Below are 23,771 nucleotides of genomic sequence, written 5' to 3' on the forward strand. Positions count from 1 at the left end.
CTATCGGGGGCCCCGGGGCGGGAAGAAATCGCCCGGAACCGGTTGGCCACGATTAGGACAATTAGTCATATGTCGTACAAGATTGAACCAAGATGATCTTGCTGTGACTGGAGCGTGGCGCACACCGGAACGGGGAATTCCTTGCCGGATGGGCCCCGCTTCCGGCGATCCTTCTCGCCCGCCGCCCGTCCGAGTGGCCTGGCTCACCACGCGAGACTGACGCGATGGGGCAGGGTGGCCGCCCTGCTACCCTGCGATATCATTCGAACGCATAGGGTGACTGTCAGAGGGCGTGCACGTGAAAGTCGTCTGTGTCGGAGGCGGGCCCGCGGGCCTGTACCTCGCCATCCTGCTCAAGCGGCAGAACCCGTTCCATGACATCACCGTCCACGAGCGCAACCCCGAGGGCTCGACCTACGGCTGGGGCGTGACGTACTGGCGCGGCCTCCTCGACAAGCTCCAGGGGCACGACCCCGACACGGCCCGGGCGATCGAGGAGGCATCCGTCCGCTGGAGTCACGGCGTCGCCCACGTACGCGACCTGACTATCCGTCACCACGGTGACGAGGGCCTCGGCATCGGCCGCCCCCGGCTGCTCGACCTGCTTGCTGAACGGGCTCGCGCCCTCGGCGTCCGGCTGGAGTTCGAGAGCGAGATCGCCGAACCGCCGGCCGACGCGGACCTCGTCGTCGCGGCCGACGGGGTGCACAGCGCCCTGCGCGCCCGCCGCGCGGCGGCCTTCGGCACCCGGGTCACCTCGGGCCGCAACCATTACATCTGGCTCGGCACCACGAAGGTCTTCGACGCCTTCACCTTCGCCTTCACCGAGACCGAGCACGGCTGGATCTGGGTCTACGGCTACGCCTGCAGCGCCGTGACGGGAACCTGTGTCGTCGAGTGCTCCCCCGAGACCTTCACCGGGCTCGGCCTGGACCGGGCTACCGAGGCAGACGGCCTCGCCCTGCTGGAAAAACTCTTCGCGGACGTCCTCGACGGCCACCCGCTCCTCGGCCGCCCCGGCGCCGGCTGGCTGAACTTCCGCACCCTCACCAACCGCACCTGGCACCACGGCAACCTGGTGCTGCTCGGCGACGCCGCCCACACCACCCACTACTCCATCGGCGCAGGCACCACCCTCGCCCTGGAGGACGCCATGTGCCTCGCCCGCGCCCTGCACGAGCACAGAGGCCTGCCCGACGCCCTCGTCGCCTACGAGCGCCGGCGCATGGCCGAGCTGCTGTCCGTGCAGAGCGCGGCCCGCTACAGCGCCCGGTGGTACGAGAACCTGCCGCGCTACATCGACCTTCCTCCGCACCGGATGTTCGCCCTGCTCGGCCAGCGCCACTCGCCCCTGCTGCCGTATGTCCCGCCGCAGCTGTACTACTGCCTCGACAAGGCGGCCGGCAGGCTGCAGGCCGTGCACGGGTTCAAGCGGTGGCTCGGCCCCAGGGTGGCAAGCGCCCTGCAGGCCCGGTCCTCGGCCCACCGCGGCTAGTTCCCGGGGTCCCCGCCGCGGCCGGCCCACCCCGGTTTCCCGCACCGCCACACCCGAGGAGGCCCTTCCATGGCCGTGCCCGTCTCGTTCGACCACACCTCGTCCGGCTACAGCCTGCAACGCGCCTACTGGCTGGCCCGTGCGGCCGACCTGGCCTACAAGGACCGCGCCGTCATCGAGGACCAGGCCGCCCGGTGGGGCTTCCACCAGGTGCGTCACCACGAGACCCGCTTCGCCCCGCCCTTCCCGTTGCAGGACACCCAGGCGTACACCCTGGCCGGGGACCGGATGATCATCACCGCGTTCCGGGGCACCGAACCCACGCAGATCCGGGACTGGCTCACCGACGCCACCACGCCGCCGAGGCCGGGACCCGGCGGCAACGGATACATCCACCACGGATTCGCCGAGGCCCTGGAGTCGGTCTATCCGGCCGTCCACGCCACCCTCGCCGAACTGCGCACGAACGGCCAGAGCGTCTACTTCACCGGGCACAGCCTGGGCGGCGCCCTCGCGATGCTGGCCGGTGCCCGGATGTATCTGGAGGACCCGTACCTGGCCGCGGACGGCGTGTACACCTACGGCCAGCCGCGCACCTGCGACCGGCTGCTCGCCGAGGCCTTCCACCAGGGTTTCGGCGGCCGTATGTACCGCTTCGTCAACAACAACGACATCGTCCCCCAGCTGCCGCCCGAGCCGGCCTTCACCCATGTCCGCGCCCTGCGGTACATCGACTCCCGGGGAAGGCTGCACGAGAGCATGCCGATGCTGTCGGCGCTCACCGACCGGGCGGCCGGGCTGACCGCCGACGCCTTCGCGCCCGCCTCCGACGGCATCCGTGACCACTTCATGCACTCCTACCTGACGGTCCTGGAGAAGAACCTCACCTGAGCGCTCCCGCGGGCACGGAAAGCGTCGGTGAATACCCATTCACTCGATAGGGTGAATGGGTATTCACCGAGAACGTCTGCCGTCCGCAGGAGCCCCGATGGACCAGCCCGCCCCGAGACCCCGGCCGCCGGCCGGACCCACCCCGCTGCGCGACCGGCTCACCATCCCGGTGCTGGCCTTCGGCGGCATCCTCATGGCGGTCATGCAGACCGTCGTCGTGCCCCTGCTGCCGGACCTGCCCCGGCTCACCGGCGCCTCCCCCGCGACAGTCTCCTGGACGGTCACGGCGACCCTGCTCTCCGGCGCCGTCCTCACCCCGGTGCTCGGACGGGCCGGCGACATGTACGGCAAGCGCCGGGTGCTCACCTCCGCGCTCGTCCTGATGACCGCCGGCTCCGTGCTGTGCGCGCTGTCCTCCGACATCGGCGTGCTCATCGCCGCCCGCGCGCTCCAGGGCGCCGCCGCCTCCGTCGTACCGCTGTCGATCAGCATCCTGCGCGACGAACTGCCGCCCGAACGGCGCGGCTCCGCGGTGGCGCTGATGAGCTCCACCGTCGGCATCGGTGCCGCCCTCGGCCTGCCGCTCGCCGCCGTCGTCGTCCAGTACGCCGACTGGCACACCATGTTCTGGCTGACCAGCGCCCTGGGCGCGGCGGGCGTGGCGGCGACCTGGTGGGCGGTCAAGGAGTCGCCCGTGCGCGAGCCCGGCCGGTTCGACGTGCTCGGAGCGCTGGGCATCGCCGCCGGCCTGGTCTGCCTGCTGCTGGGCGTGTCACAGGGCGGCACCTGGGGCTGGGCGAGCGCCCGGGTCCTCGGGCTGTTCGCCGGGGCCGTCGCCGTCCTCGCCCTGTGGTGGTGGCAGCAACTGCGCGCCGAACGGCCGCTGGTGGACCTGCGGCTGGTCTTCCGGCCGCGCGTGGGCCTGTCGCACGTGGCCGCCCTGCTGACCGGATTCGCCTTCTACGCCAACTCGCTGGTCACCGCCCAGCTGGTGCAGGCACCGAAGGCCACCGGCTACGGCCTCGGGCTGTCGATCGTCGCCACCGGTCTGTGCCTGCTGCCCGGCGGCGTGACCATGCTGCTGTTCTCGCCGCTGTCCGCCCGGATCTCGGCCGCGCGCGGCCCGCGGATCACCCTCGCGCTGGGCGCCGCCGTCATCGCCTGCGGCTACGCGGTCCGCATCGCCGACAGCCGCGACCTGGGGATGATCGTGCTCGGTGCCACCGTCGTCGCGACCGGGACCACGCTCGCCTACTCGGCCCTGCCGACCCTCATCCTGCGGGCCGTCCCGGCCGGGCAGACCGCCTCGGCCAACGGCGTCAACGTCCTCATGCGCACCATCGGCCAGGCCACCTCCAGCGCCGCCGTCGCCGCCGTCCTCGTGCACCACAGCAGCCAGGTCGGCGGCCTCCCGGTCCCCACCCTGCACGGCTACCTGCTGGCGTTCGCGATGGCCGGCGCCGTCGCCCTGGCCGCCTGCGCGGCCGCCCTGTCCATACCCGGCGACGGACCCTCCGGACGTGCCGGGCGAGCCGAGGGCACCCCCCGGGGCGCCCGCGACGAGGCGATGGAGGGAGCATGAGGGGCGTGAGCACCACGCCCGCCCTCCGGGGAACCGCCGCCGCGCGCCGCGACGCCGAGGCGACGAAGGCCGCCATCCTCAGGGCCGCCCGCCACCTCCTGGCCCGGCACGCCCACGCCGACATCACGCTGAAGGCGGTCGCCGAACGGGCCGGTGTCAGCCCGCCGTTGATCGTGAAGTACTTCGGCAACAAGGACGCCCTGTTCGCCCGGGTGATGTCCTTCGACACCGACGCGGACGCCCTGCTGGACGCGCCGCTCGCCGACCTCGGCCGGCACATGGCCCGGCACGTCCTGTCCAGCCAGCGCGAGCGCGGCGCCGACCCGCTGCTGCGCATCGCCTTCGCCCCGCTGCACGGCGACCACGGTGACGTGCTGCGCGCCAACTTCCGCGCCCAGGTCACCGACCGCCTCGCCGCCCGGCTCACCGGCCCCGACCGCGGCCTGCGCGCCGAACTCGCCGTGGCCGCGCTCGTCGGCCTCGGCGTGATGTACGGCATCGCGCGCGGCCCGCACCTGCGCGAGAGCGACGTCGACACCATCGCCGACCGCTACGGACCTCTCGTCCAGGCCCAGTTGACCCCCGGTACCCCGCGTCCGGCCCGACGTACCGTGAGTGGCTGAGAGACGCGAGGCGTGGCCCGCCGGAGCGGCCCGTTCCGCGTGTTGCGGTGCCCGGTGACACACTGGCGCCATGGACGAACGTGTAATCGGCAGGTCGGGTCAGTGGGCATCGGTGGTCGGCCTCGGCACATGGCAGCTGGGCGCGGACTGGGGCGACGTGGACGCCAAGGAGGCGGAGTCCGTCCTGGAGGCGGCGGCGGAGTCGGGCGTCACCTTCTTCGACACGGCCGACGTCTACGGCGACGGGCGCAGCGAGGAGACCATCGCCACCTTCCTGCGCACCCGTCCCGACCTGCATGTGCTGGTGGCGACCAAGATGGGCCGCCGGGTCGAGCAGATCCCCGAGAACTACGTCCTGGACAACTTCCGTACCTGGAACGACCGTTCGCGCCGCAACCTCGGCGTCGACCGCATCGACCTGGTGCAGCTGCACTGCCCGCCGACGCCCGTCTACTCCTGCGACGCGGTGTTCGACGCGCTGGACACGCTGGTCGAGGAGGAGCGCATCGCGGCGTACGGCGTGAGCGTGGAGACCTGCGCGGAGGCGCTGACGGCCATCGCCCGGCCGCGCGTGGCGAGCGTGCAGATCATCCTCAACCCGTTCCGTATGAAGCCCCTCCGCGAGGTCCTGCCCGCCGCCCGGGAGGCCGGTGTCGGCATCATCGCCCGCGTGCCGCTCGCCTCCGGGCTGCTGTCCGGCAAGTACACCAAGGACACGGTGTTCGCCGCCGACGACCACCGCACCTTCAACCGGCACGGGGAGGCCTTCGACCAGGGCGAGACCTTCTCGGGCGTCGACTACGAGAGCGGTGTCGAGGCCGCCGCCGAGTTCGCGGCACTCGCCCCGGAGGCCTACACCCCGGCCCAGCTGGCGCTGCGCTGGATCATCGAACAGGACGGCGTCACCACGGTGATCCCGGGCGCCCGCAATCCCGAACAGGCCCGCGCCAACGCCACGGCCGCCAAGCTGCCGCCCTTGCCCGAGGAGACGTTCACCGCGATCCGTGAGCTGTACGAGCGGCGGATCCAGCAGCAGGTCGAACACCGCTGGTAGCCAGGCGGCACCCTCCGTTTGAACGAACGCCCGGGCGGTTACACGCACCGCATGACGGAGGAAGGACGGCGCAGGGGGCGCAACGAGAGCGAGGAGGAGCGGGCCGACCGGATGTGGGTCGAGCTCATCCAGGAGGTCCGGGTCGCCCAGACGGGCGTGCAGATCCTGTTCGGCTTCCTGCTGACCGTCGTCTTCCAGCAGAAGTACGCCACCCTGCCCCACACCGACCAGGTCATCTACATCGTGACCGTCGTCCTGGGCGCCTGCGCCACGGGTGCCCTGATCGGACCGGTGTCCCTGCACCGCCTGGTCTCCGGTCGCCGGGTCAAGCCACGGGCGGTGCGGCTCGCTTCCTGGATGACCTTCGTCGGCCTGGCCCTGCTGCTCGCCACGACGACGTGCTCCCTGCTGCTGATCCTCCGGGTCGCCACGCACGACCCCTTCGTGCCGTGGCTGGTGGGGGCCGTCGTCGCCTGGTACCTGGTGTGCTGGTACGGCCTGCCGCTGTGGGCCCGGCGCCGGCACACGAGCGCGTCGGACGACCAGCCCGCGGGCCGCGAGCGGACGGCGGCCGCCGAGGGCGGACGAAGCCGGCCCGGCAGGTGACGTGGGGTCCGCCGGGCGGGCGCTGCGGCCCGCGGCGCGGGTACGGCCGCTCAGCCCGTGGAGAGGATCTCGGCCAGCAGCTCGTCGACGGGTACGCGTTCCCGGCCGGGCGGGACGATCCGGTGGGTCTCCCGCAGGAACCCGGCGATCGCGGGGGCCCAGGCGAACACCACCGCGCGGTGCCGGGTGCCGTCCGGGCGGACGTCCCCGAGGAACTCCATGCGCAGCTCGTGCCACTCGCCGGTCGCGGCCGGCCGCAGCCGCACGTCCCCGACGCCGACGGGGCGCGCCAGACCGACGGAGAGCATCTCCCGGTCCAGCCGCCAGCAGGCGAGGATCCGGCCGTCGTGGCCGAAGGCGGCCGTGACGGCGAACGGGTCGTCGGCGGCGTAGCTGAGATGGGCGAGCACGGGGCACCGGCCGGTGCCTTCCGAGCGAAGCTGCACCACCAGGGTCTTGTGCACGAACGGGTTCACGCTGGGGCCTCCGGCGACGATCGGCTCAGGGCCCTCTAGTACCCCCGTGGCGCGGGGAATGCTCACTCGTGCGACGGATTCGGATTGTCGATCAGCGACAGATGGCGCTCGGCCTGCTCGCGCAGCTGGTCCGGAGCCTCGACGGTCTGCCCGGCCGGCGTCCTGATCCGCCCGGACTCGGTGATCTGCCGGACGTACCCGATCCGGTCGGCGGCCCGGCTCTCGGTGGCGACGGCCTTCTTCAGGTCGTCGGTCCGTACGACGTCCCGCGCCAGCTCCGCCTGGAGCTCCGGGTCCTCCCGCAGCCGGTCCAGGAGCGCGGCGCGGGCCGCGCGGGCGGTGGAGGGGTCGGCGAGGATCGCGGCACGCAGCGCGGTCGGGTTCTCGGCGACCTCCAGTGCCTTGGTGGGGCGGATGCCCTCGGCCTCGGCGGCCTGGGCGATCGCCGTGCCGCGCTCGGAGGTCGCGCTGGTGCGGGAGGCGTAGTAAGTCAGCCACACGTCCGCGTCGGGCAGGCCGACCTCCTGCCCCGGCCGAAGCGCCTCGAAGTTCGGCACGAGTCCGTCGTCGGCGGCGCGGTCCCAGGCTTTGTAGTACCGCATGACCCGCTCCGGCGAGCAGCCGGCCAGCTGTGCGAACTCCTTCGCGGACACCTTGGGCGTCTCGCCGGCCACCTGGCCGCCTGGCCGCACGCTGCGGGCCACCATCAGCGCGAAGGCCCAGCTTCCGGTGCGCGCGTAGCCGCCGAACTCACGGGCGTCGCGCGCCACCAGGTCGGACAGCGGCCGCGGGGCCGGGGCGGACGTCTCGGACGGGTCGACGACCAGGGTCACGGATGACTCTCCTGCGAGGATGTGCACGGGACGGCACCCGGGAGCGGGCGCAGGCAGGAAAGACTGTATGGACGCATTGACCATGCTTTGACGGGCCCGTTCGGCCCCGGTCTCCCGGCGTCAGCCGAAGGCCTCCCGCAGTGCGGGCAGCAGCGTCCCGGCCGACCAGTCCAGGAACTCGTGCTGCGTGTCGCCGCCGATCTGGACGAGGGCGATCTCCCCGAACCCTGCCTCGGCGTAGGGGCGTACGGCCTCCACGAAGGCATCGGGGTCGTCGCCGCACGGGATCGAGGCGGCGACGTCGTCCTCGTCCACGAACTGGGTCGCCGCCTCGAAGGCGTCGGGGTGCGGCAGTTCGGCGTTCACCTTCCAGCCGAGCCCGAACCAGCGGAACTGGGAATGGGCGCGCTTGACGGCCGTGTCCCGGTCGGGGTCGTAGCACACCGGCAGCTGGCCGACCCGGGGTTTGCCGGTGCCGCCGTGCCGGTCGAAGGCCTGCAGCAGGCCCGGCTCCGGTTCGGTGGCGATGACCAGGTCCGCGAGGTGCCCCGCGAGCTTGCAGGACTGCTCGCCGGAGACGGCGATGCCGAGCGGCGGCGGCTGCTCCGGCAGATCCCACAGCCGGGCCGACTCCACGTCGTAGTGCTGCCCGTGATGGGTGACATGGCCGCCCTCGAACAGGGCGCGGATGATCCCCACGGCTTCCTCGAGCATCTCGTGGCGTACGTCCACCGGGGGCCAGCCGCCGCCCACCACGTGCTCGTTCAGGTTCTCGCCCGCGCCCAGCCCGAGCCGGAACCTGCCCTGCGAAAGCAGCTGCACGGTCGCCGCCTTCTGCGCGACGATCGCCGGGTGGTAGCGGAGGATGGGGCAGGTCACGTAGGTCATCAGCGGAATGCGCGAGGTGGCCTGGGCGGCGGCGCCCAGCACGCTCCACGCGTACGAGGCATGGCCCTGCGAGCGCAGCCACGGAAAGTAGTGGTCGGAGATCACCGAGAAGTCGAAACCGGTCTCCTCGGCCCGTACCACGTGGTCCACCAGGTCCCGGGGCCCTGCCTGCTCCGTCATCATCGTGTATCCGATGTGCACCATGAACAACGAGTCCCCGCGGTGGCGGCCGGAAAACGGCCCACGCCCGCCGGTCACTCCTTCGGTGCCCGGAACGTCCGCAGGAACGTCTGCAGCGCCCCCCGGTTCGCCGCATCGTCCCAGGCCGCGGCCGGGGTGGTGAAGCGCAGGGAGAAGCCGTCGCCGCCGCCCGTCAGGAAGCCGCGCCCGAAGGTGTGCACCCGCGCGCCCCCCGTCCCCGCCAGCCACTCCAGGTCGGCGGCCTTGTGGCCCTGGTACGTGGTGGCCCGGACGTCACCGACGCGCCGGTAGCCGGGCAGCCGCTGCAGATCGGGCTCGACGTCGTCCCGCCAGATGGCCACGGGATCCGGTCCGACGTCTTCGCTGTGGGTGACCGCGAGGGTGGGGGAGGTGCCGTCCCGGCCGAAGGTGATGCGGTAGGCGCCGCTGACGCGGGAGGTGATCAGCCGCCTCCAGCCGTCGGGCAGGGCGACGGAGAAGCCCTCCGGGGCGGTGTAGCCGTGGTAGCCGGCCGGCAGGGCGGACGCGCCGGGGGAGCTCGCCGTGGGGGCGGCCGAAGCGCTCGAGGTGCCGTCGGTGCGCCTGCCGGACGGGTTCGCCGACGTCGCGGAGCGCGCCGGCGCCTGGGCGGTGCCCGTACCCGGCAGCTGATGGGTCGCGGCCAGGACGGCGGCGGCGACGGTGACCACGGCCAGCGCGGTCCCGGCCGCCAGGACCCGTCGGCTCCGCTCCTGCCCGGCGAGCAGCACCCCCGTGTAGGCGCCGCGCAGCCGGGGCGCGGGGGCCGGCTCCCGATCGGCGTCGCTGTCCTCGTCGAGGGTCCGGATCAGGGCGTCCCGCACCACCGGCCGGGTCAGCCGCTCCCGTGAGTCCTTCCGCAGCAGCCCCTGTACGGCCTGGGTGAGCGACCCCGTGCGCAGCGGGGTGCGCAGCGGCAGCCGGTCCACGGCCTTCAAGGTGGCGTCGGCCCGGCCGCGGTCCCGGAACGGCGGCCGGCCCTCCACCATCGTGTACAGCAGCGCGCCCAGCGCCCACAGGTCGGCGGCCGGCCCGATGCGCTCGTCGCGGGCCTGCTCCGGGGAGGCGTACGACGGTGCCGTGAGCCGCGGCACCAGGGTGGCGCCGGCCAGCCCGAACCCGGTGACGACGACCGGGCCGCTGGTGCGCACGAAGACCTGGCCGGGGCTCAGTTCGCCATGGGTGATGCCCTCGTCGTGCGCGGCCTGCAGCACATCGAGCAGTTCCAGCCCGACCCGGGCCGCCCGCACCGGGTTGAACGCGCCCTCGCGGTCCAGGAGTTCGGCGAGGGGAGTGCCGTCGATCCACTCGGTGACCGTCCACAGGGTGCCGGCCTCCACCACGGCGTCGACCACCGCGGCGATCTGCCCGGGACAGAGCAGGCGCATGGTCTCGCAGGTCCGGATGACACGGGCCGTTACCCGGCGCGCGGTGTCGTCCCCGGAAGGCTCCGGCAGGGCGGTCTGGGCCACCAGACGGGGCTGCTCCGCCGCCACGTCCTCGGCGTACCACCACAGGCGGTTCGTCTCGCGGGCGAAGACCTCGAGGAGCCGGTACCGTCCGGCGACCAACTCGTGTGCGGAGACGTGCGCCTTGGCCATGGTCATCCCTCGCTGAAACCCCGGTTTCGTGTCGTCCAGAGGTACGCGGCGCGTACCGGGGTGCGTTCAAGGAATCGGTGACCGGAGGGCCGTTCCTGCCTTTCATTCACTTCTTCGAAAGGGCTTGCGAGTTAGGGATGGCCGCACCCGGCGGTCTTCGACCTGTGTGTAACCGACGGTAAGTGCCCGGGTGCGGCCCCTTCTCACAGCAGCCCGAACCGGTCCGCCCAGCCGGTGAGTTCCCGTGGCGTCGTATTGCCGCCGCACACCACCAGTCCGATCCGGGCGCCGTCGCCGGCCCGTGCCACCACCTGCCGGGCGGCCGGCAGCAGACAGCCCGCGGCCGGTTCCGCCCACACCTTGGCGCGGTCGGCGAGATCCAGCGAGCCCTGTACCGCGTCCCGGTCCGGAACCACCAGCACCTCTTCGACCAGCGCGCAGACGTGGTCGTACGTCAGCCGGGACACGGAGGGCGCGCTCAGCGTGGTGACCAGGGAAGACAGCGCCACCGGCACCGGTCCGCCCGCCCTCAGCGCGGCGCCCATGGCCTCGGCGCCCTCGGTCTCCACGCCCCACACGCGCACCCCGGGCCGCCGGGCGGCGAGGGCCGCGGCGACTCCGGAGATCAGCCCGCCGCCACCGATGCTGACGACGACGTCCGTCAGGTCCTCCGCGTCCTCGGCCAACTCCAGTCCCACCGTGCCCTGCCCGGCGATCACCACCGGGTCGTCGAAGGGGTGGACCAGCGTCAGTCCTTCGTCCCGCAGCCGCGTGACCAGCTCGAAGGCGCTGTCCATGCCGTCGGTCAGCCGCACCGACGCCCCCGCCTCCCGCGCGATCTCGACGGAGCGCGCGGGCGCGCTGCGGGGCATGACCACGGTCGCCTTCACATCGAGGGCCGCGGCCGTCACCGCCAGGGCGATCCCGTGGTTGCCGCCGCTGACCGCGACCACGCCCGCCGCCCGCTCGGCCTCGCCCAGCGACAGCAGCTTCGCCGTCGCCCCGCGTGCCTTGAACGAGCCGGTGCGCTGGAGCAGTTCGAGCTTGGCGGTGACCGGGACGCCGAGCAACCCGGTCAGACCCGGGCTCGGTACCGTCGGCGTCCGCATGACATGTCCGTCGATCCGCTCCGCCGCGGCTTCGATCTCCTTGATGCCGATCAAGGTCTCTCACCCCTCCGGCGCGGGGTCGCGGGTCGCGCCGAATCGCACCCTGACCCGCGCGGACCGCCGCGGTCAACACGGTTTCACCGGTGGACGGGCGGGATCACAGCACGCGGTCGAGCAGATGATCCAGCAGCCCGAGAAGCTGCCCGGCGGCCTCCGCGGCGAGCGGCGCCCGCGCGAGCTCGGCCCGGGCGGCGGTCGTGTGCGCACGCGCCTCGGCCAGCGCCGCCGTACGGCCGCCCGCCGCCTCGATCAGCGCGGCGGTCTCCTCGGCCCGTCCCGGCGCGTCGAGCAGCTCGGGCAGGCCGCGCGCCGCCGGGGAGCCGAGCGCGGCCAGCACCGGATAGGTCTTCCTGCGCTCCCGCAGGTCGCCGCCCACGGGCTTGCCGGTGACGGCCGGGTCGCCCCAGATGCCGAGCACGTCGTCCACCAGCTGGAAGGCGACACCGAGCCGCCGTCCGGCCCGGTCCAGCGTGCCGACCGTGCTGTCCGGCGCCCCGCCGAGCAGCGCGCCCAGCGCGGCGGCGCATCCCAGCAGCGCGCCGGTCTTGCCGTCCGCCATCGACCGGTACTCCTCGGGCGTCACCCGCTCCGGGCCGGTGTACGGCCGCGTGGCGAACAGCAGGTCGTCGGCCTGCCCGCGGACCAGGTCGGTCAGTGCCGCCGACAGCAGCCGTACGGCGCCGGCGCCCCGCGGCGCGGCCGCGAGCGTCTCCACCGCCAGCGCGAACAGGGCGTCCCCGGCGAGCACCGCCGGGCCCGTGCCGTACGCCTTCCACACGGCGGGGCGGCGGCGCCGGGTCGCGTCGCCGTCCATGATGTCGTCGTGGAGCAGCGAGAAGGCGTGCACCAGTTCCACCGCGACCGCGGCCGGGACGCCGGCCCGCCCGTCGGCGCCCGCCGCCTCGGCGCCGAGCACCGCCAGCGCCTGCCGAACCCCCTTGCCGCCCGGCGCGGTGGCGGGCGCCCCGCCGACCTCGCACCAGCCGAAGGAGTACGCGGCCATCTCGGCCACCCACGGATGCATCCGCCCCACCGCCTCCCGCAGCGCCGGGTCCACCAGTGCACGGCAGCGGGCGAGGACGCCGAGTGCCGAGTACGGCGCCTGTAGCGTGGTCATCGGGCCACCTCCGCGTCGAGGCCGAACTCCTCCTGGGCACGGGTCACCATCTCCCGGGCGTGCTTCAGCCCGGCGCGGTCCATCGTCCGTGCCAGCTCGGCGAGTTCGGCCGCGGTCTCGGCGCGGTCGCGGCCGAGCTGTGCCCGCGACTTGGCCAGACCCAGCCGGGCCAGCGCCTCACCGCGCGGCTCGCGCATCGCGCGGAACTCCTCCAGCGCCTGCTCGTACATCTCGCGCGCCTCGGCGTGACGCCCGGCCCGGTAGAGGACATTGCCGCGCATCTTGTGGTTGTAGGCGAGGGCGCTGGAGAGGTTCATCGCCCGGCAGCCGGCCTCCGCCCGCGACAGCAGCTCCAGCGCCCGCTCGGTGTCCTTGTCGCGCACCGAGAGGATGTCGGCGAGCCCGCGCAGCGCCCAGGCGTGCCCGCGCCGGTCCTCCGCCCGCTCGGCTATCTCCGCCGCCTCCTCGAACAGCGCGTACGCCCGGTCGAAGTCACCGGTGTTGCGGTGCATCTGCGCGATGCCCTCCAGCGCCCACACCGTGTGCCGGGCCTCGCCCCGCCTGCGCGCCTCGGCCAGCAGCTGCTCGTGCAGCCGGCCGACCGCCGCGTAGTCGCCCTGGATGCGGCCGGTTTCCGCGAGGCCGGCGAGCGAGTAGCCGCGGACAACGATGTCGCCGCCACGCTCGCCGAGTTCGGCCGCGAGCCCCAGCAGCCGCCAGGCCAGGGGGAAAGCCCCGCGCTGCCGGGCGAGGGTGCCGCCGCTCCACAGCGCCCAGGCCATCGCGGCGGTGTCACGGGCCGCACGCGCCGCGCGGTAACTCGCCTTCCAGGCCCGGTCCGCGTCCTCCACATGACCGAGCCGCCGGTGTGCCTCGGCGACGGCGAGTCCGCAGCGGGCGGCCTCGGCGGGGCGCCCGGACCGCTCGGCCTCACGCAGCTTCTCGGTGCCCTCCGCCAGCACATCGACCAGCGAGGAGTTCACGGACAGGGTGGTCAGAGCGCCCTGGTACTCCGGGGCGAAAGCCTTGCCGTACATACGCGCCTTTCTATACACGGCATGTATACATGGCGTGTATAGCGTCGGGGAAATACGCCCCGGCCGAAGCGACCGGGGCGTGTCGGTCTGTTGCCGATCAAGACGCGGGTACGGCGGCGCGGGTTGCCCGTGTGGCGGGCCTCACCTTGTGAAGGTTCAGTGCTGCTGGTTCTTCTGCGGCGTCAGTTCGCTCGGCCGCACCACGACGTACCCCTCGCCCCGCAGCATCAGCTGGATCGCCTCGCCGGAACCGCCGCGGAGCATCGAGCCGAGGGACTGGGAGCGGTGCAGCGAGGTCTCCAGATGCGCGGTCCAGCCGACCACCGCGTCCGTGTCGACGTACACCGGCGACTGCCCGGAGACCGGTATGACCAGTGGGTTGCCCTCGCACACCAGGCCCAGCCGGCCCGCCCCGGTGAACACGCTGTTGAACAGGCCGCCGCCGGCGATGCCCGATCCCTTCACCGTCTTGATGTCGTACGACAACGAGGCGTCGAAACACAGGACGTTGCGGCCGTTGACCGTGAACTGGTCGCCGGGCTCGACCTCGACGATGAAACAGTTCTGCGCCTCGTGCGCGAACCAGGCCTCGCCCTGCCCGCGCACCGCCATGAGGGGCAGCCCCTCACCGGTGACCGCACGCTTGAGCATGCCGCCGACGCCCTGCCCCTTGCGCTCGAACTTGAGGCCGCCGCGGTAGGCGACCATCGCGCCCTGGCGGGCGTACATCTCGCCGTTCACCGCGTACTTGATGCACTTGGCGTTCTCGACGGACATGCCCGGCTCCACGGCCGGCTGCACCACGTGCTCACTGGAAAAGAGATCACCCTTCATGGCGGGCATGGTGTCCCGGACGATGCCATTCCGCCAAGATCACGGATCGCACCCGGTCGACCACCGGCCGGCACGCACGGCCAGGGCCCGATTTGCGGGGCCTGACAGCACCGCGCAGCATGGGCTGCACGGCCGGGTACGCATCCGGGCCCCGGGGCCGGGGCGCACGTAGCCTGCGATCGGCGGAGCGGCGAGCCCGGGCGCGAGCGTCGCGGCCAGGACGAAGCCCGTCGCGAGCGATGTGCGGACCGTCGTCATCCCCGGCTGCGGCCAGTACGTCGCCGAGGAGGCACCCGGCGACGTACTGGCCGCGCTGACCGCGTTCCTGACCCCCCACCGCGAGGACCACCGTGCCCGAAACCCATGACCCCGCCCGCACCGCGATCCTCCTGGTCGACCCCTACAACGACTTCCTCTCCGAGAACGGGAAGGTCTGGCCCGCCGTGCGGCACGTGGCTCTCGAGGTCGGGCTCCTCGACCATCTGCGGGCCGTGGTCGCCGCCGGCCGTGCGAGCAACGTCCGGATCTTCTTCGTCCCCCACCGCCGCTGGGAGCCGGGCGACTACGACGGCTGGGACCACCCGAACCCGTCGCAGCGCAAGATCCAGGAACGGCACCACTTCGCCAGGGGCTCCTGGGGCGGGGAGTTCCACCCCGACTTCCAGCCGCAACCGGGCGACGTCGTCGCCCACGAGCACTGGGGGTCGAGCGGATTCGCCAACACCGACCTGGACCTGCTGCTCAAGCAGCACGGCATCACCCATGTGGTGCTCATCGGCCTTCTGGCCAACACCTGTATCGAGGCCACCGGCCGCTACGCCATGGAGCTCGGCTACCACGTGACACTGGTCCGCGACGCAACCGCGGCCTTCAAGCCCGAGATGATGCACGCCGCCCATGAACTCAACGGGCCGACCTACGCGCACAGCATCACCACGACCGAGGAACTCCTGCGGGCGCTGAAGAACACCGGGTGATCCAGGAGGCCGGTGAAGAAGAGGCGCTCCCGCGGTGCGCCCCCGACCTCGCCGCACCCGTACGCCGGCGTGCCGGTCTCCTGCTTGCGGACCGCTGCGGCGGCGTGCCGCCCCGGTTCGTCGACAGCCTCCGGCCGCACCTTCGCGTCACGGAGTGCATCCGTCCTCGTTCTTGTGCGAAGCGGCACGATCCGGTGCAGGCTGGCAGGGGAGGGCACGTGCTCCACGACCGCGGTGCCGGCCGGGCCCGGCGGGCACCGGCAGGAAGGAAGCGCGATGGAGATCAGAGGATCGGTCGCCCTGGTGACGGGAGCCAATCGCGGCATCGGCCGCGCGCTGGCCCGCGCGCTGATCGACCACGGCGCAGGAAAGGTCTACGCAGCCGTCCGCGATCCGGCGAGCGTGCAGGACGAGGACCTCACTCCGCTGCGTCTGGACGTCACCGAGCCCGGCGACGTCGCCGCCGCGGCCGCCGTCGCGGGCGACGTCACCGTCGTCGTCAACAACGCCGGCGTGGGCGGATTCGACACCAAGCTCCTGACAGGCTCCCTCGACGGTGCCCGCCAGGCGATGGAGACGAACTACTTCGGCACCTGGGCCGTCTCCCGGGCCTTCGCCCCCGTCCTCCGGGGCAACGGGGGCGGTGCCCTGGTCAACATCCTGTCGGCCGCCTCCTGGGCGGCGCGGCCGGAATTCCCCGGCTACGCCGCGTCCAAGGCGGCCCAGTGGTCGTTGACGGGTGCGCTGCGCGAGGGCCTGCGCGAACAGGGAACCCTCGTGATCGGGGTGCACGCCGGCTTCGTGGAGACGAACCTCAGTGCCTACATCGACGCACCGAAGATCAGCGCGGCGGACGTCGCGGAGCAGACCGTGGAAGCCCTGGCGAACGACCGGGTGGAGGTCCTCGCCGACGAGCGGACCAGACAGGTCAAACACGCCCTTTGCCAACCACTCGAGCGGTGAGCACAGGCCGGCCTCGCCGGTGCGGGACCCGCCACGGGCGGACGAGCGGCCGGTCCGCCGCAGCGGCCGAGCCGCCTGGGCACAGGAGGACCCATGAGCGACGCATCGCCGGCGGCGCACGGCCGCCGGGACCCGGCCCTGTTCGGACAGACCCTCGTCGTCATCGGAGGCAGCGCGGGCATCGGGCTGGCCACCGCGAGGCAGGCCCGCGCCGAGGGCGCCACGGTGATTCTCACCGGGCGTGACCCCGAACGGCTGCGCACCGCGGCCGCGGAGGTGGAGGCGCGCAGCACCGCCGCCTTCGACGCCAACGACCCCGATTCGCTGCGGCAGTTCTTCTCCGAGCTGCCCGGACCGATCGACCACGTGCTGGTCACGGCGGGGAGTCCCGCCTACGGGCGTCTCCTGGACATGGACTCCGAACAGGCGCGCCGCGCGATCAGCGCGCACATGGTGCTCGCCCTGGACGTCGCACGCCACGCCGTCACCACCGTACGGCCGGGCGGCACGCTGCTGCTCCTGGGCGGCACCGGCGCCCGGCGGCTGCGGGCGGGCCTCGGCACCGCGCCGGCGGCCACGGCCGCGATGCCCGTGTTCACCGCCGGTCTCGCGCTCGAGCTCGCGCCGGTCCGGGTCAATCTGATCGCGGCCGGCTTCGTGGACACCCCGCTGTCGGCCAGGCTTCTCGGCGACCACCTCGAGGCCCGACGCGAGGAACTGCGCGCCACACTGCCGATCGGCCGCGTCGTCGTACCGGAGGACGTCGCGGCGCTCGCCGTGCACATCATGACCAACACGGCCCTCACCGGCGCGACCTACGACGTCGACGGCGGTCAGCAACTCGTCGGCTGAGACCCGGGACGACTGCGGCGAGTCCGGCAAGGCCTGGGAAGACCCCGTGCATCTCTATCTCCTGGCCGCCTTCTTCCCGCAGAACGCGGAGTCCAGGGTCCCGGCCAACGCATCCGAGACCTTCGCGTTGTTGGACGTGTTGGCGACAGCCGTGAGACTCCGCTCGCCGTCCTTCGTGGCGAAGGCGTACGTGTAGTACCCCTGCACCACTCCTGTGTGCCCGTACACGGACACCCCGCACGGCAGATCCCGGCGCCGCAGCCCCAGTCCGTACGCCGTCGTGGCGTCCACCCGGTCGAACCTCTCCATCTCGGCGAGCCGTGCCGAGGACATCAGCCTGCCGCCGAGCAGCGCGGAATAGAACGTGTCGAGATCCCGTGCGCCGGAGATGATCGCCCCCGCGCTCTGTGCCCAGGACACCGTCTGGTCGGTGGAGTCGACCAGCGGGTCACCGGCCTTGTCGGGGGTGAGGTACCCGCGCGCGTGCCGGCCCGGGATCCCCGTCTCCGGATGCACGTAGAACGTGTCCCGCAGCTTCAGCGGCTTGAAGATGCGCTCCTCGTACTCGGTGCGCACCGAGTGCCCCGTGAGTTTCTCGATGAGCATGCCCGCCACCACGAAATTGGTGTTGGAGTAGGAGTAGGCGGCGCCGGGCGCGTGGGTGGGCGGCTTCTTCAGGGAGAGCGCGACCAGCCGGCGGTAGGTGAAGACCTTGTCCCGTACCGCCTCGAAGCCCTGGACGCTGTCGGCGAACATGTCGTCGGTGTAGTCGTACAGGCCGCTGCGATGGCTCAGCAGGTGGCGGACCGTGATGCGGTCGTCCGGCAGCAGCCCGGGCAGGTAACGGTTGACCGGCGCGTCGAGAGCCAGCCGGTGTTCGTCGACCAGCTGGAGCAGGACGACGGCCGAGAAGGTCTTGGTGACGCTGCCGACGCGGAACCGGTCGCCGGGGGCGAGCGCCCGCCGGGTGCCGAGGTCGGCGACTCCGCGCGTCGCCTGGTAGGTCCGGCCGTGGTCGTCGACGCGGGCCAGGGCGCCCGGCGCGCCCCGGTCCACCGCGGAGCGCAGCGCCGCGGCGAGACCCGCCGTGTCGGGTGCCGCGGGCGTCGCTGCCGCCGGCGCGTCCGCCTCTCCCGTCGCGGCCCGGGCCGGAAACGCGAGGAGCGCCAGCACGACCGCCCCGAGGACCGTGCCCCGTCCCACCGTTGCTGAGACCATCCCGCACCTGCTTTCAGCACTCCGCATGCGCACGACGTTTGATGCGACATCGGTCACGTTCCGGCCCTGGAACCTAGGGGATGGAGTCGACGTCTCCACAGCCGACACACAGTTGGTCAGTCGGCGATCACTCTATGGCGTGCATTCGTAAAGGATTGCCCTAGAAGGTGGCGAAATCGATCATTCCACCTTTACGTGTACATGACTGATCCGTAAGGGTTACGTCCCGGGGCCCGACCAGCCCCCGTGGTGCGGGACCGCGCCACGCGTCAAGGCGGTTGGTGATCCCCGCTGCCTTCGAACGAAGGACCCTGATCCTTGCGTAGACCCCACATACGCAGCGTCGCCGTCGCCATCGCGGTGACCACCGCTGCCACGGGCCTGGCCGGTACCGCCTTCGCGGGTCCCTCCACGGGGGTGGAGCGGTCCTCGGCGTCCGCCACCACGAACGCCGCGGCGGTGGTGGAGGCGGCGCGTACCGCGGCCTTCGCCCACGCCTCGGCGACCGGCGTCTCCCAGGGCGACGAACTGCACGCCCAGGACGTGATGATCGACCCCGAGGGCGCCCGGCACGTCCGGTTCGTCCGCACGCACGACGGCATGCCGGTGCTCGGCGGCGACCTCGTCGTCCACCTCGACCGCGAGCTGGCCTACGCCGGTGTGACCCGCGCCGCCGGTCACACCGTCGAGCCGGCCGCCACCAAGGCCAGGCTGACCGCGGACCAGGCCGCCGCCAAGGCCGCCCAGGCCGCGAAGGGCGAAGCCGGTGACGCCCGGCTCGTCGTCGACGCGCGTGGCGGCTCCTCCGCCCTCGCCTACCAGGTGACCGTGACCGACCCGAACGGCACCGACACCGTCGTCATCGACGCCGTCACCGGCGAGGTGCGCAGCAACACGCCGGACAGCGACGAGTTCCTGTCGCCCAAGCTGCTCGACAGCCTGCGCAAGCACGGCGAGACGATCGACCCCGCCACGGGCGTCGGTTCCGCCTCCCCCGAGGCCGGCGCGCTCGGCCCCGGCGTCTCCGGCGCCACGCCGTACCCGTCGAGCGCCAAGGGCACGGGCAAGACCCTGTTCGTGGGCAGCGTCGGCCTGACCACCACGGCGACCTCTCGCGGTCACTACCAGCTCAAGGACCCGAGCCGGTACGGCACCGAGACGCGCGACGCCAAGGGCTCGTACACGGAGAAGTTCAGCGCGGCCACGAAGTTCACCAACACGACCGACGTGTGGGGCAACGGCACGACCACCAGCCGTGTGAGTGCCGCCGCGGACGCCCAGTACGGCATCACCAAGACGCTGGACTTCTACAAGAGCACCTTCGGCCGCAAGGGCATAGCCGGCAACGGCAAGGCCGCACAGGGCATGGTGCACTGGGGCAAGAAGGTCGCCAACGCCTTCTGGGACCCGACCTGCAACTGCATGCTGTACGGCGACGGCGACGGCGACATGTTCAAGAAGCCGCTCGTCGTCCTCGACGTCACCGGCCACGAGCTGACCCACGGCGTGGTGGACGCGACCGCGAAGCTGGAGCCGACCAACGTCGACGCCCATGGCAACCAGTTCGGCGAGCCCGGCGCGCTCAACGAGTCGCTCGCGGACATCTTCGGCTCCAACGTCGAGTTCTACGCCAAGAACGCCAAGGACACGCCGGACTACCTGATCGGTGAGAAGCTGGGCCTCGCCCAGAAGTTCCTGCGGCGCCTCGACCACCCCTCGCTCGACAAGCTCGAGAGCACGGTCGACTACTGGTCGCTGGACGTGTACGGCACCCCCGGCCACCTCCCGGCCGAGGTGCACGCCGGGTCCGGTGTCTCCTCTCACGCCTACTACCTCCTCGCGGAGGGCAGCGGCAAGAAGACGATCAACGGCGTCAACTACGACTCGCCCACGTACGACCACTCCACGGTCCAGGGCATCGGCCGTAGCAAGGCCACCGCCATCTTCTACCGTGCGCTCACCCGCTACATGGTCTCCACGACCGACTTCCACGACGCGCGAGTCGCGACGCTGAACGCGGCCAAGGACCTGTACGGCGCGAACAGCACCGAGTACAAGACGGTGGACAAGGCCTGGGCGGCGGTCAACGTCACCGCGGCCAACAGGCCGAAGGCACGTCACTGACACGACGGCCGCACCCCTGGATGCCCCGCCCCGCGCGGGGCATCCGCATGTCCGGGGCTGCGCGGGGGCCAGGAGCCGTGCCGACCGCCCCAACTGCCTCCGCAACAGCACGTGTTTCTTTTATTGACAGCGGAAAATAATGGCCCTAGGTTCCCGGCCATGCGCTCGACCCCCCGTGCCGAGACGTTCCCGGCACACACGCCGGCCGCCTCGCAGGTCTTCACGACGGTCCTGTCCCACGGCCCCCTGACCCGCCTGGAGGCAGGCCGCCGGTCGGGCCTGTCCCCGGCCGCCGTGACCAAGGCCGTACGCCCCTTGCTGACGGCGGGCTACCTGTCGGAGGGGGCCGCCGAGGAGGCCCGTCTCACCCTCGGCCGGCCCGCCGGCCTGGTCAGGGTCAACGGCGAACGGGCGCTGTTCCTCGGCGTGAAGGTCACCGGGGACGAGCTGATCGCCGTCCTGACGGACCTGTGCTGCCGCATCCGCCTGGCCCGCCGCGCGCCCCTGCCCGACCGCGCGGCCGGCCCCGTCCTGGCCGCGATCGCCGGCCTCGTCCACGAACTCCTCGCCCACGCGGCCGAGTCCGACGGACCTGTCGCCGGGCTCGGCATCGCCGTCTCCGGGGACGTCGACCGCGCCGAGGGCGTCGTACGGTACTCGCCGTTCCTGGACTGGCGCGACGTACCGCTCGCCGAACTCGCCGCGCAGGCCGCCGGACTGCCGGTCACCGTCGACAACGACGTGCGCGCGCTGACCGTCGCTGAGCAGTGGTTCGGCGCCGGTGCGGGACTCGCCGGCTTCGCCGTCGTGACCGTCGGCGCGGGCATCGGCTGCGGACTCGTGGTGCACGGCCACGTGGTCGCCGGTGCGCACGGAGTGGCCGGGGAGATCGGGCACATCGTCGTCGATCCCGCCGGACCCGAGTGCCGCTGCGGCAACCGGGGCTGTGTCGAGGCGATCGCCGGTGAGGCCGCCGTCGTCGCCCGTGTGCGTGAGGTGACGGGCCGTCAGGTGGTCGACGGCGCGGAGGCGGTGGCGCTCGCGCGCGACGGCGTCCCCGGAGCCCGGGAGGTGTACGCGCGGGCCGGGGAGGCCATCGGCCGCGGAATCGCCACCGTGGCCAACCTGCTCGGTCCCGAGCGCGTGATCATCTCGGGGGAGGGCCTTGCCGCCTACGACCTCTTCGCCGACCAGATCCGTCAGGCGTTCACCGCCACCGCCTTCGGCTCCGCCGCCCGGTGCGAGGTACTGACCCGCCCGCTGCCCTTCGAGGAGTGGGCCCGTGGCGCCGCGGCCGCCGCGATCCAGTCCTTCATCACCCAGACCCCCAGCAGCGGACGGGGCTGAGCCGCCCCGACCCGAACCCACCCAGGAGGTACGGCCCATGCGGTCACCCTCGTACTCCGTCCTGCCCGCACGCGGACTCGGAGCCGCCGTGGTCCTCGCCCTCACGGCGGGCCTCGGCACCGCCGCGCCGGCCACCGCCCGCGCGGACTCAGCGCCGGCGACGGCCGCCGAGCCCTACATGGGCTGGTCCAGTTGGAGCATGCAGTCCTCGAAGTACCCGGGCCTGAACCCCGACGGCGACTACAGCTACCTCACCGAGGCGAACGTCGTGAAGCAGGCGGACGCCCTCGCCGGCCGCCTCAAGCCCTACGGCTACGAGTACGTCAACATCGACTCCGGCTGGTGGCGGGACGACGCCTGGAAGCCCGAGTACGACGGCCATGCGCGCCAGCAGGCCGACCCGCACCGCTTCCCGCACGGCATGAAGGCCGTCGCCGACCACATCCACGGGCTCGGCCTCAAGGCCGGGATCTATCTGCCGGTCGGCCTGGAGAAGGAGGCCTACGGCGACGGCAGGGTGCCGATCCGCGACGCCGGCGGCTGCACCACCGCCGACATCGTCTACGGCGACCTGCGCACCACCAACGGCTGGGACAGCGCCTACAAACTCGACTTCTCCAAGCCCTGCGCCCAGAAGTACGTCGACTCCCAGGCGCAGATGCTGGCCTCCTGGGGCTACGACTTCCTCAAGCTCGACGGCGTCGGCCCCGGCTCGTTCAAGAGCGGCGACAACTACGACAACGTTGCCGACGTGGCCGCCTGGCAGAAGGCGACAGCCGCCACCGGCCGTCCCATCCACCTGGAACTGTCCTGGTCCCTGGACATCGGCCATGCCGCCGACTGGAAGAGGTACTCCGACGGCTGGCGCATCGACACCGATGTCGAGTGCTACTGCAACACCCTCGTCAGCTGGGAGAACTCCGTGGACGACCGCTTCGGCGACACCCCGGGCTGGACCCGGCACGCAGGGCCCGGAGGCTGGAACGACCTCGACTCCCTCGACATCGGCAACGGTGCCATGGACGGCCTGACCAGGGCCGAACGCCAGAGCTACGCCACCCTGTGGGCCATCGCCAAGTCGCCCCTCTACACCGGTGACGATCTCACCCGGCTCGACGACTACGGCGTCAGACTCCTCACCAACCGGGAGGTCATCGCCGTCGACCAGGGCGCCGCCCCGCCCGCCCGGCCGGTCACCCCGTCCGACCCGCAGCAGGTCTGGGCCGCGAAGAACCCCGACGGCACCTACACCGTCGCGCTGTTCAACCTCGCCGACAGCCCCGCCGCCGTCACCGCCGACTTCTCCGACCTCGGCTTCACCGGCAGGGCCCAGGTGCGGGACCTGTGGAACCACGAGAACCTCGGCTCGTACCGGAACAGGATCACCGAGGCCCTGCCCGCCCACGGCTCCCGGCTGTTCACGCTCAGCCCGCGCGGCGGCGCCCTCACCACCACCGGCTACGAGGCCGAGTCCGCGGCCAACACGCTGAGCGGCAACGCGTCGGTCGCCGACTGCTCCGCCTGTTCCGGCGGGAAGAAGGTGGGCAATCTGTACCTCGGCGGCGCACTTCGCTTCAACGACGTCGTCGTCGACCGCCCCGGCACCTATCTGATCAAGGTCACCTATGTCAGCGGTGACCCGCGCCCCGTGAACATCTCCGCCGACTCGGGTGCCGCCACCCGGCACAGCTTCCCCTCCACCGGCGACTGGGGGACCGTCGAGACGGTGAGCGTCCCCGTCACCCTGAAGGCCGGCGCCAACACCGTCACCTTCGACAGCGGCACGGACTACGCCCCGGACATCGACCGCATCGACGTACCCACGTCCCCCCGCCAGTGACCAGTGACCAGTGACCAGTGACCAG

Annotated in this window: 21 protein-coding genes and 1 pseudogene; 13 read left to right on the plus strand and 9 right to left on the minus strand. The window is 72.3% G+C overall.

Going from position 1 to position 23,771, the window contains the following annotated elements:
* The first annotated feature begins 292 nt into the window (after positions 1–292).
* From ABZ919_RS20585 to ABZ919_RS20610, 6 genes are all read left to right on the plus strand, one after another.
* Positions 293–1,495 (plus strand): FAD-dependent monooxygenase, encoded by a 1,203-nt coding sequence (locus tag ABZ919_RS20585; protein ID WP_361249588.1) that lies wholly within the window; start codon positions 293–295, stop codon positions 1,493–1,495.
* A gap of 69 nt (positions 1,496–1,564) precedes the next feature.
* Entirely contained in the window at positions 1,565–2,386 is an 822-nt protein-coding gene (locus tag ABZ919_RS20590; protein WP_361249591.1) for a lipase family protein, read from the plus strand.
* A gap of 97 nt (positions 2,387–2,483) precedes the next feature.
* On the plus strand, positions 2,484–3,968 hold the full coding sequence (locus ABZ919_RS20595; protein WP_361249594.1) for an MFS transporter: 1,485 nt from the start codon (positions 2,484–2,486) through the stop codon (positions 3,966–3,968).
* 5 nt (positions 3,969–3,973) lie between these two features.
* Positions 3,974–4,591 carry a TetR family transcriptional regulator gene (locus ABZ919_RS20600; RefSeq protein WP_361249596.1) on the plus strand — a complete coding sequence of 206 codons (618 nt, stop codon included), beginning with the start codon at positions 3,974–3,976 and terminating at the stop codon, positions 4,589–4,591.
* Between the two features lie 70 nt (positions 4,592–4,661).
* Positions 4,662–5,645, plus strand: a complete 984-nt coding sequence (locus ABZ919_RS20605) for an aldo/keto reductase (protein ID WP_361249599.1) — start codon at positions 4,662–4,664, stop codon at positions 5,643–5,645.
* 51 nt (positions 5,646–5,696) lie between these two features.
* A complete protein-coding gene (locus tag ABZ919_RS20610; protein WP_361249602.1) occupies positions 5,697–6,251 on the plus strand; it encodes a DUF6328 family protein in 555 nt (184 codons plus the stop codon).
* A 50-nt stretch (positions 6,252–6,301) separates the two neighbouring features.
* Here ABZ919_RS20610 and ABZ919_RS20615 read toward each other — a convergent pair whose 3' ends face one another.
* The 8 genes and pseudogenes from ABZ919_RS20615 to ABZ919_RS20650 all read right to left on the minus strand — a co-directional run bounded on the left by ABZ919_RS20615 (position 6,302) and on the right by ABZ919_RS20650 (position 14,425).
* Positions 6,302–6,727, minus strand: coding sequence for an SsgA family sporulation/cell division regulator (locus tag ABZ919_RS20615; RefSeq protein WP_361249605.1), 426 nt, complete (start codon positions 6,725–6,727; stop codon positions 6,302–6,304).
* An 86-nt stretch (positions 6,728–6,813) separates the two neighbouring features.
* Positions 6,814–7,560, minus strand: a pseudogene (locus ABZ919_RS20620) (hypothetical protein); the annotation flags it as partial.
* Between the two features lie 120 nt (positions 7,561–7,680).
* Entirely contained in the window at positions 7,681–8,652 is a 972-nt protein-coding gene (locus ABZ919_RS20625; protein WP_361249607.1) for an LLM class F420-dependent oxidoreductase, read from the minus strand.
* 50 nt (positions 8,653–8,702) lie between these two features.
* Positions 8,703–10,274 carry a protein kinase gene (locus ABZ919_RS20630; RefSeq protein ID WP_361249610.1) on the minus strand — a complete coding sequence of 524 codons (1,572 nt, stop codon included), beginning with the start codon at positions 10,272–10,274 and terminating at the stop codon, positions 8,703–8,705.
* A 197-nt stretch (positions 10,275–10,471) separates the two neighbouring features.
* Positions 10,472–11,431, minus strand: a complete 960-nt coding sequence (locus tag ABZ919_RS20635) for a threonine/serine dehydratase (RefSeq protein WP_361249612.1) — start codon at positions 11,429–11,431, stop codon at positions 10,472–10,474.
* 103 nt (positions 11,432–11,534) lie between these two features.
* Positions 11,535–12,554, minus strand: a complete 1,020-nt coding sequence (locus ABZ919_RS20640) for a polyprenyl synthetase family protein (protein WP_361249615.1) — start codon at positions 12,552–12,554, stop codon at positions 11,535–11,537.
* Positions 12,551–13,591, minus strand: a complete 1,041-nt coding sequence (locus ABZ919_RS20645) for a tetratricopeptide repeat protein (protein WP_361249618.1) — start codon at positions 13,589–13,591, stop codon at positions 12,551–12,553. Before ABZ919_RS20645 ends, ABZ919_RS20640 begins: the two co-directional genes overlap by 4 nt.
* Before the next feature lie 156 nt (positions 13,592–13,747).
* Positions 13,748–14,425 carry an AIM24 family protein gene (locus tag ABZ919_RS20650; RefSeq protein WP_361249621.1) on the minus strand — a complete coding sequence of 226 codons (678 nt, stop codon included), beginning with the start codon at positions 14,423–14,425 and terminating at the stop codon, positions 13,748–13,750.
* A 241-nt stretch (positions 14,426–14,666) separates the two neighbouring features.
* Between ABZ919_RS20650 and ABZ919_RS20655 the strand changes: the two genes are divergently transcribed.
* The 4 genes from ABZ919_RS20655 (at position 14,667) to ABZ919_RS20670 (ending at position 17,217) form a co-directional block, all read left to right on the plus strand.
* Positions 14,667–14,792, plus strand: a complete 126-nt coding sequence (locus ABZ919_RS20655; protein ID WP_361249623.1) for a hypothetical protein — start codon at positions 14,667–14,669, stop codon at positions 14,790–14,792.
* Positions 14,776–15,402 carry an isochorismatase family cysteine hydrolase gene (locus ABZ919_RS20660; RefSeq protein ID WP_361249626.1) on the plus strand — a complete coding sequence of 209 codons (627 nt, stop codon included), beginning with the start codon at positions 14,776–14,778 and terminating at the stop codon, positions 15,400–15,402. Before ABZ919_RS20655 ends, ABZ919_RS20660 begins: the two co-directional genes overlap by 17 nt.
* A 276-nt stretch (positions 15,403–15,678) precedes the next feature.
* Positions 15,679–16,365, plus strand: coding sequence for an SDR family oxidoreductase (locus ABZ919_RS20665; RefSeq protein ID WP_361249629.1), 687 nt, complete (start codon positions 15,679–15,681; stop codon positions 16,363–16,365).
* A gap of 93 nt (positions 16,366–16,458) precedes the next feature.
* Positions 16,459–17,217, plus strand: coding sequence for an SDR family oxidoreductase (locus ABZ919_RS20670; protein WP_361249632.1), 759 nt, complete (start codon positions 16,459–16,461; stop codon positions 17,215–17,217).
* Positions 17,218–17,271: 54 nt separating this feature from the next.
* Here the strand turns inward: ABZ919_RS20670 and ABZ919_RS20675 are convergent, their stop codons facing one another.
* Positions 17,272–18,435, minus strand: coding sequence for a serine hydrolase domain-containing protein (locus tag ABZ919_RS20675; RefSeq protein ID WP_361249633.1), 1,164 nt, complete (start codon positions 18,433–18,435; stop codon positions 17,272–17,274).
* A 318-nt stretch (positions 18,436–18,753) separates the two neighbouring features.
* On the opposite strand from ABZ919_RS20675, the gene ABZ919_RS20680 reads away from it, so the two are divergent.
* From ABZ919_RS20680 to ABZ919_RS20690, 3 genes are all read left to right on the plus strand, one after another.
* Complete coding sequence (locus ABZ919_RS20680) at positions 18,754–20,559, plus strand: M4 family metallopeptidase (RefSeq protein WP_361249636.1); 1,806 nt, start codon at positions 18,754–18,756, stop codon at positions 20,557–20,559.
* 159 nt (positions 20,560–20,718) lie between these two features.
* Positions 20,719–21,906: an ROK family protein gene (locus ABZ919_RS20685; RefSeq protein WP_361249638.1), complete on the plus strand. Its 1,188-nt coding sequence runs from the start codon at positions 20,719–20,721 to the stop codon at positions 21,904–21,906.
* Positions 21,907–21,943: 37 nt separating this feature from the next.
* Positions 21,944–23,746, plus strand: coding sequence for a carbohydrate-binding protein (locus ABZ919_RS20690; protein ID WP_361249640.1), 1,803 nt, complete (start codon positions 21,944–21,946; stop codon positions 23,744–23,746).
* Positions 23,747–23,771: the final 25 nt, after the last annotated feature.

Source organism: Streptomyces sp. NPDC046759, from assembly GCF_040645475.1.
In the GTDB taxonomy this organism is placed as follows: Bacteria; Actinomycetota; Actinomycetes; order Streptomycetales; family Streptomycetaceae; genus Streptomyces.